Here is an 18,617-nt window from a genome sequence, read left to right as displayed (position 1 = left end):
GGTGGAGTAATCATCCGCTTTCGAACTTTTATCACCCACTTCATGCGAGTTTCTCTTGATTCGGGGCAGAAAAAAACAGCTGTTTTTGCGGGGGACTGCTTTTTTTAAATTCTGGATTTCATTTATTTCCCTGATCTGATTCTCATTCCTGCTTTGATGCATTCATTTACTGCAAGCGGAATAAGGGAAAGAGCGATCACAATGCTCCAGTCCCGGAGCGACAGCATCTGCACATGAAAGGCACCGGACAGAAAAGAGGTTGATATGACAGCACACTGCAGAACCAGTCCAAACAGAATTGAAGCAATGAGATATTTATTGGAAAGCAAACCGATTCTGAAAATCGACTGAAATGAGTGGCGCATGGCCAGCGCATAAAAAAGCTGGGAAGCTGCCAGCACAACGAAGGCCATCGTTTCGGCATAAGTGAGCACATCTTCAGGAATCCCTTTTGAAGCCATGCCAAATCCATGCTCATTTAATCCGAAATAAAAAGCCGCCAGTGTCAGAATACCAATCAATGTTCCGCCCAAAATTGCCCTGAGTGCGGCACCGCCTGCGAAGAAGCTTTCTTTCGGGCTTCTTGGCTTTTCCTTCATGATATTCCGGTCGCCGGGATCAACGCCCAACGCGATGGCCGGGAAAGTGTCGGTGATCAGATTGATCCAGAGGATTTGGGTTGGCATCAGCGGTACCGGCCAGGAAAAGAGTACCGAAGCAAAAATTGCTATGATTTCCCCAAGATTGCAGGACAACAGGAAGACGACTGATTTCCTGATATTATTGTAAATATTGCGTCCTTCTTCAATTGCAGCAACAATCGTCGCAAAATTGTCATCCATCAGAATCATATCGCTGGCACCCTTGGACACATCTGTACCGGTAATGCCCATAGCAACGCCGATATCCGCCCGCTTCAGTGAAGGCGCGTCATTCACCCCATCGCCAGTCATCGACACAATGTTACCTTGTGATTGAAAAGCTTTGACAATCCGGACTTTATGCTCTGGAGACACGCGGGCAAAGACGCGATAACGGTTCATTTCTTTATTAAATACATCGTCCGGTATAGCGTCAATTTCGCTGCCGGAAATAACCTGATTCGGCGCTGCACTGATGCCGAGTTCCTTGGCAATGGCTGCAGCCGTATGCTGGTGATCCCCGGTAATCATCACCGGTGTGATTCCTGCACTTTTAGCTTTTCCGATCGCGTCGCGGACTTCAAGCCTCGGCGGATCAATCATGCCAACGAGGCCGAGCACAGTCAGATCCTTTTCCATCTCATCGGGTTCAAGCACTTTTTCCGTATCTTTATAGGCCGCGCCAAGCACCCTTAGCGCCCGATCAGACATTTTTTCAGCCGCCCTTAGATAATCGTTTTTCATCTCTGCAGTCAACGGTACAACTTTACCGTCAGCCCGGGCATGGGTCGCAATCTTCAGGATATTGTCAATGGCACCCTTGGTATGAATTCGGAACCCGTTACCTTCTCTGTTCAAAGTCGACATCAGCTTCCGGTCGGAATCAAACGGCCTTTCGGCAATCCTTTCATGCGCTGAATCAAGAGCTCTTTTAGGCAGGTGGTATTTCTCGCCAAGAACGACCAACGCCACCTCCGTCGGATCACCCGTGCTTTCATCATTTTCATATGTCGCGTCCGAACACAGAACGAATGACTCGATCATATCCTTCATGTCCTGCGTCCCGGTATCTGCTGGTTCCCCTTTTGGAACATCGATGAATTTCCGGTACATATAAGTGTGGACGACAGTCATTTTGTTTTGGGTTAGCGTTCCCGTTTTATCCGAGCAGATGATATTCACAGAACCAAGCGTTTCGACCGCCGGCAGCCTTTTGACAATCGCGTGGATACGTGACATGCGTGTCACCCCCAGTGCCAGGACGATGGCAACAATTGCCGGAAGTCCTTCCGGAATAGCGGCAACCGCCAGACTGATAGCGGTCAGAAACATTTCAAAAAGGTCACGCTTCTGGATCAGTGCAATAATAAAAATAGCCACACAGATTGCGATCGCGATGTAGCCCAGCATTTTTCCTAAATCAGCCAGCTTCTTCTGAAGCGGCGTCAAATCATCATCATCCTCGTCAAGCACCCGAGCTATTTTCCCGATTTCCGTGTTCATTCCCGTCCCGACTACAATCCCTTCGCCCCGCCCGTACGTTGCCAGCGTTGACATGAATGCCATATTCAACTGATCGCCGAGCGGCGTCTTCGGATCGCTGAAAACATCCTCCGCATTTTTCTCTGAAGGCACCGACTCACCGGTCAGCGCTGATTCTTCAATCTGCAAATTCACGCTTTCAACCAGGCGCAGATCCGCGGGAACGAACCGTCCGGTGTCGAGCACAATGACATCGCCCGGCACAAGCTCTCCGGAATCAAGCTCTTTGACTTCTCCATCGCGGCGCACCAGCGCCTTCGGGACCGTCAGCCTTTTCAGCGCCTCGATTGCTTTTCCCGCTTTGTATTCCTGAAAAACACCGATCACTGCATTTAATAGGACAACAAGCAAGATAATCACAGCATCCGCATATTCTCCAATAAGTAATGTGACGACAGCAGCACCCATCAGAACATAAATGAGCATATCCCTGAGCTGGGAGAAAAAAAGCGCTGCAAGGCTCTTCGCAGGTTTGCCCTTCAGCTTGTTTTCTCCATATTTTTTCAGCCTAATCAGCGCTTCCTCCGAAGAAAGCCCTTGCAATGGTTCAACATTGAACGCTTTAAAAACCCCGTCGGCCGATTTGGAAAACCACATATTTGCCCACCCCATCTTTGGATCAACTCAATCGAGCAACTGTGCTGCTTATTCTGTTATCTTTACCCGATCGGCCGGGAGTTATTGGCATTAATTACACTTTATCAATTTTCGGAGACTATTTTATCAGCATATCTTATGATTGCCGGAAATGTATCCGTTTACATCTATGCTTTTTTCAACACCCGCGATGAGATTGAGTATGGGGCATCTGGAGATGTTTTACCGGGTTACAATGAAATAGCATGCAGCACTTCTGTTTGCGGACTGATCCGTTGCATAAGCCGCAAGATGTTCCCCCGCTTGCTGTTTTTTGGCAAGGCGCACGGAAAAATACCCCTTGCTGCTCGTTGTGGCCGATCCAAGCGTCTTCTTTCCCAATGTGATCATAACCCTTGAACCTGGCTCTGCTTTTCCAGTGACCGACAGCTGCCGATTGGAAAAATGATAGACGGTCGGACGTGCCGGCGGTGTTAAATCGGCAACCCTGACTACGTCCGATGTACCAACATTTCCGGCAGCGTCTTCAGCAAAAATATCAAGCACCGAATTTCCCTTTTGTTTCTTAATCGGCAGCGTGAACCATCCGGAGGCACCAGTTCTTCCCTCGGCCAGTATTTTTCCGCCCGAAGTAATGATAACGGTCGCGTTCGCCTCGGTTGTGCCGGACACAGCCTGGCTCTTGTCCGTCACCCGGCCTGCCAGCGGACGTGCCGGCACTGTCTGGTCAGTCGAAGCAAGATTCGTATACGTTACATCTACACCCTTAGTTGCCAAATTCACAGATGCCGAATTTGCCGCAACAATCGCACCGCCACCCCTGAGCTTCGGAAAACCAGATTTGACATTATAGACTCTTTTCTTGATCGATTGGAAGCCCGCTTCCCCATGAAATCCGTACAATCCCGAACGTTTATTCAGATACAATGCGAACCGAAAGTCCGTCATGAATTCACCAAAAGTTATCTTCGGATTAATGTAACGCTGAATCACATCCTGAATGGCGAGATAATTGCTGTGCGGATCATCAATCACCTGTTTATAAACGGCATTCCCCTGCCCGCACTGGATCCTCAAGTACTGAAAAAATAAATAAGACAAAGAATAATTGGCAAGATCGTCACCAGCATAATCCCAGTAAACAAGAGACTGTCCCGAGGAAATCGATGCGGATGGATCATCATTGTAATAATCAATTCGATCCTGAAGCACCTGTCCGGAATGAATCTTCTCAGAGTAAATCTGTTCGGCTGCCATCGCAAGCCCCTCATTCATCCATGTATCCATCTCCTGATGCTTTTGCACCAGAACCTTCTGGTTATAGTTGATTAAATGCTGAAATTCATGAGCCATCGTCGTCAGCGCATTACTGAGATCTTTATGTCCGGCATCCCCCATCGAAGCGCCGGAATCAATATAAAGCAACTCGGAGTGATTGGAATCCGGCATGGCAGTCAGATCATTGGGATCAAAGTAGCCTGCAGTCAACGCTTCACCTGACCCGCCGCTGATGTCATAGCATAATATATTGATTTTGCCATCCCCATCCACATTGGAGGGGCTGCCAAAAGTTTGGGTATCCAGCGGATAAATCGTTTGATCAAAGACTGTTCCTAATTTGTCCAGATCGGCGGCCGACAGCTCATTGCCATTCTCCCATAAATTTGTATGTTGGCCTTGATATTTAAGTGTGGCATTGATCTGCCTGCTGTTGTAATTATTGAAATCATAAATCCAGAATTTCCGGGAAGTGATTGGCTTCTGGACCGTTTTCAGAGCCACATCACTCTTGTTTTTTAATATTTCGTTCCGGTTGATTTTCCTTTGCGGACGGATCTGATCAAGATCGCCTCTGACGATCTTTTCACCGGCGACATGCTGAACACCGGCTATATAGCCGGCTACGTTCTCCGATAAATTACCATTCGGCGATTCATTGCTGATCAGAACCGGATGAGAAACGGTTGCGGCACTTCCGGCTGCCAAAACCGCTGAAGGGGCCGGAAAGAGAATCATCAAAAAGGTAAGCAAAAGAATGATCCCGCTGTTTATTTTTTTCATCGTCCTCTGCCCGCCTTTCTGACGCTAATCGGAGAGTTAAGAAACGGCATAAGTAATATTAAGGCCTTAATCTATGCCGTAGACTTGGCTTCGCCAAATTTTCTTCTCATAGTTTGATAGAATCGTTTGAATAATACCGTGAAAAAATATTCTTAATCTATTATGATTCTTGCTAAAACCAGTTTATCCGAGAAATCAACACATTTCAATGTCGAATACGAAGCTGTACGGAGATATTCCTGCTCTCTTAAATGCAGCTTTTTCCATTAACAAAAAACTTCCCAGGCCTGCCCAATAATGAGCAGCACCCGGGAAGTCACCATGAAGCCGTTCGCACCTGACCTGATTAAAAAAAGTCATTCATACATTTTAGTGGATTATTTTGATATTTCTTTTGGCAGTGTGACACCTGCATCTTCATAAAGTGTCTTCAGATAGTCCGTTCCCTGCTTTTTTGCAGCAGCTTTGCTTTCAACCAGACCGGTACCCGGATTCAGATAGAGCGGTTTGTTATTTCCATGATCCGTAAAATCAAACATGTTCTCCAGGCTTCCGGCCATAGCATCAAAAGATTGGTCACCTATTCCCCCTAACCCCCAGTTGTCTTCAATGAACCGCAAGATCGAGGATTGGTCGGTCAATGTATTATCAACAAAATTAGATTTGGCATATGGAGAGATCACCAGGAGCGGAAGCCGAGGCCCGTAACCCGCGCGGTCAAAATAAGCACCAGGTTTAACCTGACCGGCAACACCCGGCCCGTTAAGCGCATCAGCCGTCGGATCATTTGACCCATTGACGAGTGGCGGCATCACGTGATCGTACCATCCGTCCGAATCATCATAAGCGATGATGACTGCAGTATCTTTCCACGATGATAGCTGTTCGAGATTGTTGATCGTATTTGTAAGAAATGTCTGTTCATCGAGCGGATCAGAATAGCCGGAATGTCCATCCTGATAAGCAGGCGCTTTTAAGAAGCTTACGGAAGGCAGATTGCCTGATTTTGCAGCTGTCCAGAAATCGGTCAGATCGTACTGGTGATTCGCCTGATCCGTCTTTCCAATCATCGAAGCTGTAGACGGCGCCACATGATTTTGATTTGCTGTTGATTGATAATACTGGAAGGGTTCATGATGCGGGATGTAATCGGTAGAATTCACTCCGCCAACATTCTTGTGCTGTTCGCCTGCGCTGTGAAAACCGCCTTCAAACCAGCCCCAAGTGATATGCTTATCATTGAGCATGTTGCCGACATTCTTGCCCGTCATGGCCACTGTGTTTCCTTTTGATGTATTGTCAAAGTAAGGATCGATATCATTGTACAGCGTGCCATTATTGACCAGTCCGCTGACAACGCCGCTGCTGATTTTTTGACCGCCGGCAGTGGCATTTGCAGTATAAGGCACTGCTCCGTGAGTCTGACCGGAAATAAGATTCAGAGCGCCCGGTGAAGAAGGACCATAGCTTGTCCCAAATGAGTTATCATTCAAAGCGTTATGCTGCGCATAATTCCATAATCCGGTGACTGTGTTTCCATCATAATAATTCATGACGTTCGTTGCACCATGTCCCCCATAAGCAACAAATTGATTCATCTGACCGCCGTTAGCTGCCTTCTGCTCATTTGTGTAACTGTGATCATTGCCGCTCGTGACTGCCTGCGTGCGGTCCAGTCTCTGCGGATTTACCCCATTGGGATTATTCGTCAGAAGTGAGGAACTCAAGCCGTTGACAGTCGGCGTATCCGGCGCGGCATGGAAAGCAGGTTCGCCCTTTGGATTCAGGGCATGCGGATAGGTCCCAAAATAATGATCAAATGAGATATTCTCCTGAAAAATGACGACAACATGTTTGATCGGCGTGGTCGTACTTCCCTGATACTTAACGTAGGAATAGCTGTTACTGAGCTGGGGCGCTGATTTTGCAGCCAATGTCTGGGCATCCGGCAAAGCAAAGTAACCGCCGGTCGCAACCAGCATGGCGGCAATCAAACCGGCCGTCCACTTTTTCTTTAACTTGAGCCTGATCATTTTCCAATCGTCTCCCATTCCAAATAAATTTGTCACAATTTGATCATAGTTCCAAAAGATTAATCCTTGATTTTCATAATATTTTCTATTTGTAAAAATTGGCGACTATTAGGAAAAATGGATTAGTATCTATGTTTCTTGTACCGGCATAGATTGGGACAGGAAAAGCGCTTAAGCAATGCGTGTATGATAAGTGACATGTTAAAGAAGAGCTAATTGAGTAAACAAATAAAAAAACAAAACCTCCACTGGACGTACGAGCATTACACTGAATAGCAAACTTGGATTGCGTAAAAATTATGTGTCCATCATAATAAGCTTGGATTCTAATCTTTTAAAAACGCGAGGGATACATGATGAGACACTTAGCAGTGATTGATGGTGGAAAAGAGTTGCTTGATGCTGTACAGCCCCTATGGGAGAAACTAAACAACCACCATAAAAATCTTTCAACCCATTTTTCATATAAATTTGAGTGCTTCACTTTTGAAAAGCGAAAACAAAAGTTCTTAGAACCTGGTCGTGATGTAAACATAAATTTAATTTTAGATAAGGACAATAATACCTATATTGGTTATTGTATTTGTACCATCGATAAGGACAAATGCGGGGAGATTGATTCCCTATTCATTGAAAAGGACTATCGCAAATATGGGTTTGGCGCTGAACTCATGAATCGATCGATAGCTTGGTTAGAAAATCATAAAGCACAAACCATTATTATAGGTGTGTGTGAAGGCAACGAGAACGCTTTAGATTTTTATCAGAAATTTGGCTTTTATAAAAAGACGTATATTTTAGAGCGAAAATAAAAGCTCTCATCGAAGGTGCAAAGGTAGGGGTGCAAAATTGCTGACTGAGGGTGCTTGACTCTCATAAACGAGTACTTAACTCCCAAGAATGATGGCGGATCTCGGACATCCACAATGAGTGCCGCACTGTTTTTAATTCTTTATTGGCATTCTTCTAATCCCCTTTTTAATGCCTCATTCGTGCCAGCCCTCCGAAGATATGATTGATTGTCAATATATCATATGCCTGCTCATGTGTATTAAACGTTGCAGGAAATATTTTTGAAAGGTGTACTGCTGCTGCATAAATGCTCACAGGCTTGTAATTTCGGGAGTGGATAAGTGAAGAATCCTGTACAAAACTGACTCCACACTTAATGCTGGTTTTTCTGTCCAGAGGGACACCACGATCAACTCCCATGTCGTTGGGTTCATCGCATAAGCGGTTGAATGCAGGCGACTATTTTGCAGTAATTGATTCATTCTCTGATTTGCAACGGCAGCACTGTCTTGCGGGTCAATAAATGCAGGGATTTTTGTCGTTTCTTTTACCAAAAAAGCAGGAGCACGTTTTGATGAATTTCCCAAGGAAAATTTACCGCCCAGCCATGTCTGAACGGTTGGCCTGCCAAAATCTCGTACGATCGCTTGAAATCCGTTTCCTCCCCAAAGAAATTTCGATGCTGCCTGTGTGTCTGTCCAGAGATAGAAAGTTGCATACTGATTAACTGGTGTTTCTTCTTCATTTTTATCTTGAATAAGAAAAGCCTTTAAACCAAGCCCTTGATAATGATCATAAGCTGAACCACCGTTTTCAACACGACGGCGTATTATCTCCATATTATAATCAGCAGGCAGAGCAATTTCATATTGGATGGCAAACATCATCAAAACCTCCCGTACTTTTTATTTTGAACCTATATCTATATCTTTTATTATTACAGAGTCATTCGTTAGTGTCACTTATGAACAAGAGCTGCCTCACTTCACTTTTAACTGTCAGCGTTTCCCGCCAAACCAACTCAATGAGAACAGAAAAAGACCTCCAAGAGTAAAGTTCTGAAAACTTCACCCTCAGAGGTCTGAAACGGGATAAAAATGAATCTGATGCTGTGCACTTTTTCTCTTTTTACCGCTGAAAGATCCCTTTCCAGTACCATTTATGGAGCATAGGGGGCTCGAACCCCTGACCTTTGCGCTGCCAGCGCAACGCTCTCCCAGCTGAGCTAATGCCCCAAAAACATAAGTCAATAAAGGCCTAATACCTCTAAGTCGACAACATAACTATGTTACACTATTATCTGCACAGAGGTCAAGATAATTTGTAAGCAGCTCAGTTAAATGACAAAACTTCCGCTCGATTTGATGGGGTATTGGCACTAATCATTAAAAAAAGTTATTGATAACAGCTTAGCCCTGTAGATTTGGGTTCGCATTTATTTTGTAATTAATAATTAATTTTTTACCCACAACATTTTCAGTTGATAAAATTTGAAAGAAACAAAGTGAATTTCTAAATTGACCAAGTTAATTAACCGTAAGATTCTTGGGGCTCGCCAGCTAAATTTGAACGAACAAAAATCCCGACCTCAAATAATATTGAGATTAAGGGATTTTAAGTATTTACTCTTTCATTCTGTTTCATTGAACTTCGGGTTAAAAGAATTAATAGACCGTTTTGAAAAGGCAGACGGCAAGAATACTGGCAACGATTGGCGCGACAACAGGGATCCAAGCATAAGACCACTGAGAGTCCCCCTTTTGAGGAAGCGGGAACAGTGCGTGAATGATTCGCGGGCCTAAATCCCGGGCAGGATTGAGTCCGGGTCCTGTCGGGCCGCCAAGGGAAGCAACTAATACCCAGACGAGAAAACCAACGCCCATTTGTGCGGCTCCAGCTTCATGCATCAGGGCCTGTGAATGCAGGATCAGCATCGCGCCAAAAACGAGAAGAAAAGTTCCTAAAAACTCATTAATGAAACCGTTCAGATAACTTCCCGATGCGGAAATTGTGGAACAGGTTCCGAGAATAGCTTGTGTATTGTCCGTTTTATTATAGAAAGGTTTATAGGCGATGATCAGCAAGAATTGTCCAAGCATGGCACCGATCATCTGAGCACTTATATAGGTCAAAACATGAGACCAAGGGAATAAGCCATTGGCGGCCAGTCCCAAGGTAATCGCCGGATTGATTTGCGCGCCGCTTATCGATCCGAACATCATAACGGGTATCATGACTCCGAATCCGTAGCCCACGGCTATGATCATCCAGCCGTTGTGGTACCCTTTAGTTCCTTTGAGCTCAACATTGGCAACGGCTCCATTGCCGAAAAGAATCATAATAGCTGTACCTAACAATTCACTGAGCCATTGCACGCCAAGACTGTAAACCATAAATAATCCCTCACATTAATTAGCATATTTTAATATTGGATGAATTCGTATTGCTTCAGATAAAGCTTCCTTAAATCGAATAACTGAACCTTTTTATTCAGGGGACAGCGGCTGCGGCTGCAATCCATTTGCTTACTTGATACTCCTATTTTTCTGGCGAATCATCGCTTAATGAGCCGGTCGATTTCCCTGTAATTCTTTTTCCACTTTTAATAGGCGAATGCTGCGCTCAGCCTCTTCATAAATTTCTGCCAGAGGAACGTGATATTCCTGGGCCAGAAAAGCGCAATCATCAAATTCCGGGGACCATTTATCGATTTCATTCCAGGAGGCGTGCTTCACATGGATCACGCCGTATTCGGTTTGCACTTTCAATATTTCCCTCTTCATGATAAAACGTGGACAACGGCTGACACGGACGCCAAGTGTTGTCGTCTCAGCTAAGATGAGATCGACCATTTTTTCTTCAGCAGCCGGCGTTGCGAGAACGGAGAATTTAATCGCCGGCCGATTTTTTTTCATATAAATTGGTGTGTAAAAGACATCGAGCGCGCCAGCGTTAAGAAGCCGGTTCATGACATAACCCAGCATCTCGCCGGTCTGGTTATCAATATTGGCTTCAAGCAGTACTACTTCATCGTTTTTTGTTGATTCTTTTTGTTCGCCTAGCATGCCGCGAAGCGCATTCATCCCTCCGGTATCCCTTTTTCCCGTTCCATAACCTATCTTAAGCACGTGCATCGATGGCTGAAGGCCGAAACCCGCGGCAATCGTTTTAATGATCGCCATTCCTGTCGGAGTAATTAATTCGGTCGGAACATTGCCTTGTTCATAAGGAATGTTTCTTTGGCTTGAAGCCAGCATCTCGGCGACCGCCGGGACGGGAACCGGCATCCGGCCGTGCGCACAGTTAATAAAGCCATGTCCGTCGTGGAGTGCAGAGGCGTAGACCCTTTCAATACCCAGTTTCTCGAGGCCAATGAATGCGCCGACAATATCAATAATGCTGTCGACAGCGCCTACTTCATGAAAATGAACTTTCTCAACAGGTTTGCCATGAACATGTGCTTCAGCACGCGCCACTTCTTCGAATACCCGATTGGCATGTTTTTTCACCCAGTCGGACAGGGAACTTTTATTGATAATAGACTGACAGTCTTCCAAATTGCGATGGTGATGATGTTCTGAGTGATGCCCGTCAGTAAATTCAGGGTGTTCAAGCCGGACGTCAACATCGCTCCCGATAATTCCTCCGGTGAATTTTTGTGAATAAACGATAGAATAACCGTCTAGATGTAACTTTTTAAGCGCATCGGTCAAATAGGCAGGATCAAGGCCGAGATCAATCAGCGTACCAAGTATCATATCGCCGCTGATCCCCGAAAAACAGTCGAAATATAGTATTTTCATTCTTGACACCCATTCATTATTTCTTTTATTATGAGACTGGCAGAGTAAGCAGCTCCAAAACCATTATCAATATTGACTACGCTGATCCCACTCGCACAGCTGTTCAACATGGTCAATAATGCGGCAATTCCGTGCAGACTGGCACCGTAACCGACACTTGTCGGCACGGCAAGAACCGGGTGTTCGACCAAGCCGCCGACAACACTGGCCAATGCGCCTTCCATGCCGGCAACAACAATGACAACGTCCGCTTTTCTGAGCCGGTCCAATTGTGCGAGCAGTCTATGGAGCCCTGCGACACCGACATCGTAAATACGTTCAACATGATTTCCAAATGTCTCAGCGGTAACCGCCGCTTCTTCCGCAACGGGGATGTCGGATGTTCCAGCTGTTACTACAGCAATATAGTGATTGGCATCCTGATTCTTTTTGACGGGGTTGACAACGATGCAACGGGCCTGTTGATAATAAACCGCGTTTGGTGCAATTTGCCGGACGCCGGCGAAGTTTTCGGAAGAAGCACGTGTCGCCAGAATATTGTTCTCACTGCGCATAAGTACTAAAAAAATGCCCCTGATCTGATCAGTAGTCTTTCCTTCACAATAGATGACTTCCGGGAAACCGTTGCGTATCGATCGGTGATGATCTACTTTGGCGTAACCCAGATCTTCGAAGGGCAAAGTCTTCAAACGGCTAACGGCATCCGTAATCGACAAAGCGCCATTTTGCACGTTTTCTAATAAGTCAGTGAGATTATCTTGAAACATGGATATTCATCTTTGCTTTTTGTTTGGTCTCCAGGTCGAGTGTTTCATTCAGGCTTCCACGCCGATAGCCTTGCAAATCAAGCGCGGTATAGGAAAACCCAATTTTTCGAAACTGGGCAGCAACCGTGTCCATGATTGTTGCGTCAAAAAAGAAGGCGCGTTCTTCCGGCGCCACTTCAATTCTGGCGATATTGCCATGGTGATAGCGGACACGCAAATTCCGAATGCCCATGTCTTTCAGAACCCTTTCCGCGGCACTGATCTTCTGGAGCTTTTCTTCAGTGATCACTTCGCCATATTGTACCCGAGAAGCAAGGCAGCTGCTTGCCGGTTTGTTCCACGTCGGCAGATGATACATCTTGGAAAAATAGCGAATATCTGTTTTTGTCATTCCGGCTTCTTTCAACGGACTGACAACGCCAATTTCTTTGAGTGCCCGCATACCCGGACGATAATCTCCTTTGTCATCGAGATTAATTCCGGCAGCGATCCAGTGAATACCATGTTTTTTTGCTTCATCAGCCATACTGGAAAATTCCATTTGCTTGCAGTAATAACAGCGATCAGCCGGATTATGACGAAACGCGGGACGATCCAGCTGATTTAAGTGGATGATTTTATAGTTCACCGTATTTTTGAGATAGAAAGCTTTGACATCCCTTAAATCATCGTCGGTAATCGTAGGCGACTGAATTGTCAGTGCCAGTGCCCCATCTCCCAGTTCCTCATTGGCAACAGCGAGCAGAAAGGTGCTGTCTACTCCTCCGGAAAAAGCAATGGCAATCTTTTCATAACTGTGCAGCAATTGTTTCAGTTTCTCAAGTTTGGCATTATAGGTGGAAAGCATGATGAAAACTCCCTTTAAAAATAATTCAGAGACAATGCGAAAATTCACTTAACAATGACACCCAGTCCGTCCGGAATGATAGTAACCCTTGCATCTTTCCCTTCGCGCATATACGCTTTTTCCATGGCATCATTGAGTGTTGTCGCCAGTTCCATATGCATGGAGGTGATTAACTGTGGATCAACCATATCTGACATGATGATGACGTGATGCTTCGTTAGTATGCGGGCCAGAATCTGTGAAGTCCACTGATCAGGAACCGTTTCCTGACGCGCCGTATGGGTTGCCTGTTTGAGAAAATCAGCAGGATCAGCGACATCGGCAAGATTTCGATAGAAACCTTCACCGCCGTGCCCATCCGCACAGCCGGCGACCATGACAATGCTGCCGCCTTCTTTGTTGGTTGCTTCAGCTGCAGTCATTCCTTTAACAGCCTGATAAATGTTCTGATCCAGAGGATAGCCGCCATTGGTGACAACGGTGATATCGCTGGGCACTTTTTTAACTTCAGCCATCTGTTCCAAAAATTGGCAGCCGGTTTTGTGTGCTTCTTCAAGATCACCGGCAAAGCTTTTAATAATGTGTTTTTTTTCGTCTAAAACGACATTCAGAATAAATTTCAGTTTGGCTTTTTTTGCTGCGTAGAGCATGTCTTTGTGAATCGGATTATGATGCAGATTACCTGTTCTCGCCTTGTTTGAATCAATAAATTCACCGCAGTGGTTAGCCATGATCGTTTTGTAAGAGGCGATTCCCGGCAAAACGGACTTGCGTCCCCCCGAAAAACCGGCAAAAAAATGTGATTCGATAAAACCTTCGGCGATCAGCAGATCCGCTTCGACGGCGACTTTGTTAATGATGCAGGGCCCGCCGGAAGGCAAAGTGCCAATCTGTACCATGGATGAATCATCCTTGGATACATGCATGACAATTTGTTCATTTGCGACGATTTCTTTCCCGTATTTGCTCACCAATTCTTCATGTGTCGATGGACGATGGAAGCCTGTCGCTACAAGAATTTTAATATCGGCATTTGCTTCGACCGAACGAATCCGGCGCAGGAGAATCGGCATCGTGATTTTTGAAGGAACCGGACGTGTGTGATCGGAGCTGATAATGACGATATGCCTCTTGCCTTTAACAAGCTCCTCCAGCTTTGGTGAACCGATCGGATGGTTCAGCGATGCTTCAACAACTTCCTGCTCACTCTGATTTACTGAAAAATTATCTGCCTGAGATTTCAAAACACCGGCAAGATTTTCATCATTGATGTTTAAGGTTAACGTCTTTTTGTCATAAGGTAAATTTATCAATGCCACTTTTACATGACTCCTTCTGAAAAATTTTCAGAGATTGACTGTTTCCCTTGGGAAGCAGGAATGCGGATACTCCGCGACTGCCTGAGCTCAAAAGGAAGTATACACCTGCCCTTTCGCTCCTGTATAACAAATAATAAAGATGGCAGTCATAAAAAAAATCAATGGCAGAAGTTAGTAAGATATTGTGAACATCAATTTAAGAAACTTTAGTTATGAGATTTTTTGAAGAAAAAAATGGTTATAAATCAACACAACAGGAGAAAATAATAGATAAAAAGGGGAGGGAATCAGTTCAAACGGAAAGCTTGATTGAGCTTGATCACATAGTCAATGAATAGTTTCATGACTTGATATTTGGGGTTTCCTTTTTTATAAAGCAGGTAGGTTTTTAGATCAAAGACTGGTTCAAGGGTATATTGTTTGCTCGGTTTCTTGTTTTCTTCGAGGGCAGTTAATAAGCGTTCGGGAAGCAGGGCACCGGCATCATTCTCCTTACAATAATTAATAATGGCGTAGGGCGTGGAGAGCTGAACCGTCGCCTTCGGTTCGGCCCGTCCTTGTTCAATCAGATAAGCGTCCGTAATTGCACTCATTAGATAGTGTGAAGGATACTTGACAAATGGGAATTCCAGGATTTTCTGTGCCTTAACTTTTTCCCCAGGTATCGAAAGCTTTGGCGCATAGTAGACAATTCGATCTGTTCTGAAGAAAGCCTGATTATAATCGCCAACTTTGATATCTGACGAGAGGAATGTCGAGGCGATGTCAATACTTTCATTCTCAAGGGATTGAATCAAACTGTCTTTTTCCATGCTGTATACAGTAATAAATATATTGGAATATTTCTGGTGGAAATAGGCCGCATGCTGATTCATTAATACATCGCCGAGTGATGTCAGGACGCCAACTTTTAATTCAAGTGGTTTTTTCCCGTTAATCTGCTGCACGTCATAGATCGCGGCTTTCAAATTCGGCAGGATTTCATTAAGCTTCCGGTAGAAAAATTCGCCTTCGGGAGTTAAACGACTTCCGCGGTTTGACCGTTCAATCAAGTGGACACCAACCGTTTCCTCAAGTTTTTTCATCTGGAAACTGAAGGCAGACTGTGTCACGTTAGCTTCAGTCGCGGCAAGGGAAAAATTAGTAAGGCGCCCATAAATTAAAAAATCCTCGAGCTCCGTGATACTAGGCAAATTGACCATTCTTAGATCCCCTTAATACAACATGCAAACCATAAAATGATGAACTGATTGAGAAATTTGCATGAAAAAGATTTTGGTTATCAGTGTAAGACATCTGTCTCGACTTTGTAAAGAGGTCCTGCGCTACGACTTGTACCGCAAAAGTGCACCCCGCTCGTTTCTCACCTTATGACAATACTTATTGTATGCACAGTGAGTCTGCATCTATAATAAAGCATGCTAATGGGTGTGAGATTTTCATTCAAGCTGATTTGACGTTTTTAAATTCTCAGATGACAATTGGACTCCCCCCAATTACTCCCCATCATCGGTGAGTTTTTTTTATGATTTACTTATATTTAAAGTTATCGTATTATAAACGTGCAGGACACGAAGTCTTGCTTAATCTCTGAAATGATTGATTTGCATGTTTTGATCACATACATAGTTTTCTATTAACCACGAAGGTTATGAACTCGTCTTATTGATGAGTTGTATTTCGTGGTTTTATTTTATTGGCTTTGTTAAACTTGTCTGTTGTTTTCCGCTCCACGCGCTCGCTTTCCGCGGGCGATCCGTGAGCCTCCTCGCTCGGTACCCTCGCTGCGGGGTCTCACCAGACTCGCTGATCCCGCAGGAGTCTCGCTCCTTCCGCTCCAATCAATGGAGGGCAAAAACAACATTGAATTTAAACAAAGCCATTTTATTAAAAAATAAATAAATTAAACGGAGCAGAATAAATTGAGAGCAAAAAAGATTTTATTAAGTCACAATTGGTTACCCTACTGCCTCGGGACAGTATTATTACATATCATTGGGTTTTGTTTTCTTCTCATTGCATCTCGAAATTATCCAGTGATACTAGGTCTTGGATTGCTTGCCTATACTCTGGGTCTTCGCCATGCTTTTGATGCTGACCATATTGCAGCGATTGATAACACCGTTCGGAAGCTGATCCAGCAAAAAAAGGATCCTGTGGGTGTTGGGTTTTATTTTTCTTTGGGTCATTCAACCGTTGTGTTTCTTACAGCTGTTATTTTAGGACTGTCTGTTCGCTGGGTTCAAAGTCATATGCCCTTGTTTGAACACGTTGGTAGTATAATTGGTTCAGTTATTTCCGGTACTTTTCTAATTGTTATTGCACTTTTTAATATCATTATCTTGATTGATTTACAAAAAATGTTTGTAAAACTGAAACATAAGGCATTTGATCAACAAAAATTTGAGGAAATACTTCTTTCAAGGGGCTTATTGTCCAATTTATTCAAACCGTTTTTCAAATTTATTAATAATAGCTGGCAGGTATATCCATTAGGCTTTCTTTTTGGACTTGGTTTTGATACCGCCACAGAGATCGCACTATTAGCTCTTTCTGCAGATGCAGCAAAAACAGTAATGCCTTTTCTTGGAATTATTTCATTACCTCTTCTATTTGCAGCCGGAATGAATGTTATGGACACTACAGATTCAATTATGATGTCAAAAGCTTATAAATGGTCTTTTGATACGCCCGCCCGAAAAATCTACTATAACATCACGATCACGTCTATATCTGTTTTAGCGGCATTATTAATCGGAGGTATCGAGCTTATTCAGGTTATCACTAAAGAAGCCGGTTTAAAGGGCGGGTTATGGACCTGGGTACAACAAATAGATTTTAACTGGCTGGGGTATGGATTAATCATCATTTTCATCGGTCTCTGGACTATGTCTTACATTATATGGAGAATTTTTAAGATCGAGGATAAATGGAACGGGATCGGTATTTGACCGTCATTTTGTTTATTGCAATTGTCCAAACCATTAAATCGGTCCTCATTACAAATAAATCGGTCTTCGTGAGAAATAATCAGTCGCCCCTGTAATTAAATCAGTCTTCACAGAAATATATCGGTCGTCACGGTTCAGAAGATCATCCCGGCTAAATTAACACTCAATTAGGGAGTTACAGAAATGAAACAGGAATATAAAAATCAACTTCTAAAAGTGATTAATTCCTACATTAATATTTCAGATGAAGAATTGTACAGTCTTATAAAGTTATTAAAACCAGTTTCAATCAAGCAAGATGACCACTTCATTAAGTCAGGAGATACGAAACCATGGCTTGGATTTATTATTTCAGGCTTATTTCGAGGATTCCATATAAATGAAGCCGGGGAAGAATACACAAAGCACTTTTTCAGGGAAAATGATTTTATGACCGCCCATAGTCGTTCTTTAGTAGACATAGACTATCTTCCTGAAGTATCAGATTATTATTTTCAGGCATTAGAGGATTCCATTGTGCTGAAAATTGATGATGTGGACGAAGCAAAGAAACTTTTAAAACATGCCTGCTGGGTAGAAATGTTTTCAAAAGAAATTGAGCGCATCCACAAAATTGAAGAGGACAGAATTGAATATTTAATGCTGGATGATGCTACGACGCGGTATTTGAGATTCAAAGAAAATTTTCCGGGATTAGAGAATCGTCTAAAGCAGCTTTATATTGCTTCTTACGTTGGAATCTCCCCGGTTTCACTGAGTAGGATACGGACAAAATTGAAATCTTCTTAACATAAGTTAATGAAGTAAAGAGACACCTCTGTTAACGTGATCATGTGATTGTTGCAAGTATTTCACTTAACAGGAGGTATTTTTATGTCTGAACGGTTTAAAGCGGGCTGGAAAAAAATGCAGCAAATTGGCGGAAAGCAGAGTGAAGATACTATTGAGCTACTAGAGAATCTTGCACCCGGTTTTGGCAAACATATTGTGGAGTATGCTTTCGGTGATATTTTTTGCAGAGACGGTCTTGATTTGAAACAAAGAGAACTTGTATTAATTGCTTCACTGACAACTCAAGGAGATTGTAATTCCTGGCTACACCTGCATATTAACGCAGGCTTAAATGCAGGCTTAAAACCAAAAGAGATTGTTGAAGCTATTGTCCAATGTTCTCTCCCATGCGGGCTTCCAAGAATTTTAAACTCGCTGAATATTGTGGATCAAGTATTTAAAGAAAGAAAGATTCATCCATTCGATTAAACAC

The 18,617-nt window shown here is 43.9% G+C and carries 14 protein-coding genes and 1 tRNA gene; 4 read left to right on the top strand and 11 right to left on the bottom strand.

Annotated features, from left to right (window positions below):
- Nucleotides 1-122: 122 nt before the first annotated feature.
- The 3 genes from COP04_RS05400 to COP04_RS05390 all read right to left on the bottom strand — a co-directional run bounded on the left by COP04_RS05400 (nucleotide 123) and on the right by COP04_RS05390 (nucleotide 6,874).
- Entirely contained in the window at nucleotides 123-2,780 is a 2,658-nt protein-coding gene (locus COP04_RS05400; protein WP_100487048.1) for a cation-translocating P-type ATPase, read from the bottom strand.
- A 222-nt stretch (nucleotides 2,781-3,002) separates the two neighbouring features.
- Nucleotides 3,003-4,841 carry an Ig-like domain-containing protein gene (locus COP04_RS05395; RefSeq protein ID WP_100487047.1) on the bottom strand — a complete coding sequence of 613 codons (1,839 nt, stop codon included), beginning with the start codon at nucleotides 4,839-4,841 and terminating at the stop codon, nucleotides 3,003-3,005.
- A gap of 377 nt (nucleotides 4,842-5,218) precedes the next feature.
- Nucleotides 5,219-6,874, bottom strand: coding sequence for a phospholipase C (locus COP04_RS05390; RefSeq protein ID WP_100487046.1), 1,656 nt, complete (start codon nucleotides 6,872-6,874; stop codon nucleotides 5,219-5,221).
- Between the two features lie 356 nt (nucleotides 6,875-7,230).
- Between COP04_RS05390 and COP04_RS05385 the strand changes: the two genes are divergently transcribed.
- Nucleotides 7,231-7,686 carry a GNAT family N-acetyltransferase gene (locus COP04_RS05385; protein WP_100487045.1) on the top strand — a complete coding sequence of 152 codons (456 nt, stop codon included), beginning with the start codon at nucleotides 7,231-7,233 and terminating at the stop codon, nucleotides 7,684-7,686.
- 291 nt (nucleotides 7,687-7,977) lie between these two features.
- On the opposite strand, the gene COP04_RS05380 is transcribed toward COP04_RS05385, so the two are convergent.
- The 8 genes from COP04_RS05380 to COP04_RS05345 all read right to left on the bottom strand — a co-directional run bounded on the left by COP04_RS05380 (nucleotide 7,978) and on the right by COP04_RS05345 (nucleotide 15,604).
- Complete coding sequence (locus tag COP04_RS05380; protein ID WP_157800187.1) at nucleotides 7,978-8,550, bottom strand: DUF4865 family protein; 573 nt, start codon at nucleotides 8,548-8,550, stop codon at nucleotides 7,978-7,980.
- A gap of 278 nt (nucleotides 8,551-8,828) precedes the next feature.
- Nucleotides 8,829-8,901: transfer RNA gene (locus COP04_RS05375), tRNA-Ala, on the bottom strand.
- Between the two features lie 429 nt (nucleotides 8,902-9,330).
- A complete protein-coding gene (locus tag COP04_RS05370; RefSeq protein WP_100487043.1) occupies nucleotides 9,331-10,059 on the bottom strand; it encodes an MIP/aquaporin family protein in 729 nt (242 codons plus the stop codon).
- 168 nt (nucleotides 10,060-10,227) lie between these two features.
- On the bottom strand, nucleotides 10,228-11,469 hold the full coding sequence (gene larC, locus COP04_RS05365; protein ID WP_100487042.1) for a nickel pincer cofactor biosynthesis protein LarC: 1,242 nt from the start codon (nucleotides 11,467-11,469) through the stop codon (nucleotides 10,228-10,230).
- Complete coding sequence (gene larB / locus COP04_RS05360) at nucleotides 11,466-12,236, bottom strand: nickel pincer cofactor biosynthesis protein LarB (protein WP_100487041.1); 771 nt, start codon at nucleotides 12,234-12,236, stop codon at nucleotides 11,466-11,468. The genes larC and larB overlap by 4 nt, the downstream gene beginning before the upstream one ends.
- Nucleotides 12,223-13,083, bottom strand: coding sequence for an ATP-dependent sacrificial sulfur transferase LarE (gene larE, locus COP04_RS05355; RefSeq protein WP_100489544.1), 861 nt, complete (start codon nucleotides 13,081-13,083; stop codon nucleotides 12,223-12,225). The genes larB and larE overlap by 14 nt, the downstream gene beginning before the upstream one ends.
- A 44-nt stretch (nucleotides 13,084-13,127) precedes the next feature.
- Nucleotides 13,128-14,402: a nickel-dependent lactate racemase gene (gene larA, locus COP04_RS05350; protein ID WP_100487040.1), complete on the bottom strand. Its 1,275-nt coding sequence runs from the start codon at nucleotides 14,400-14,402 to the stop codon at nucleotides 13,128-13,130.
- Nucleotides 14,403-14,689: 287 nt separating this feature from the next.
- Nucleotides 14,690-15,604, bottom strand: coding sequence for a LysR family transcriptional regulator (locus tag COP04_RS05345; RefSeq protein ID WP_204988025.1), 915 nt, complete (start codon nucleotides 15,602-15,604; stop codon nucleotides 14,690-14,692).
- Nucleotides 15,605-16,324: 720 nt separating this feature from the next.
- On the opposite strand from COP04_RS05345, the gene COP04_RS05340 reads away from it, so the two are divergent.
- From COP04_RS05340 to COP04_RS05330, 3 genes are all read left to right on the top strand, one after another.
- Nucleotides 16,325-17,353: a HoxN/HupN/NixA family nickel/cobalt transporter gene (locus COP04_RS05340; RefSeq protein ID WP_100487039.1), complete on the top strand. Its 1,029-nt coding sequence runs from the start codon at nucleotides 16,325-16,327 to the stop codon at nucleotides 17,351-17,353.
- Nucleotides 17,354-17,536: 183 nt separating this feature from the next.
- Nucleotides 17,537-18,142: a Crp/Fnr family transcriptional regulator gene (locus COP04_RS05335; RefSeq protein ID WP_100487038.1), complete on the top strand. Its 606-nt coding sequence runs from the start codon at nucleotides 17,537-17,539 to the stop codon at nucleotides 18,140-18,142.
- 84 nt (nucleotides 18,143-18,226) lie between these two features.
- Complete coding sequence (locus COP04_RS05330) at nucleotides 18,227-18,613, top strand: carboxymuconolactone decarboxylase family protein (RefSeq protein ID WP_100487037.1); 387 nt, start codon at nucleotides 18,227-18,229, stop codon at nucleotides 18,611-18,613.
- The last annotated feature ends 4 nt before the right edge of the window (nucleotides 18,614-18,617 follow it).

The organism is Sporolactobacillus pectinivorans (assembly GCF_002802965.1).
Classification (GTDB): Bacteria; Bacillota; Bacilli; order Bacillales; family Sporolactobacillaceae; genus Sporolactobacillus; species Sporolactobacillus pectinivorans.
This window is presented reverse-complemented; position numbering and strand designations above follow the sequence as displayed.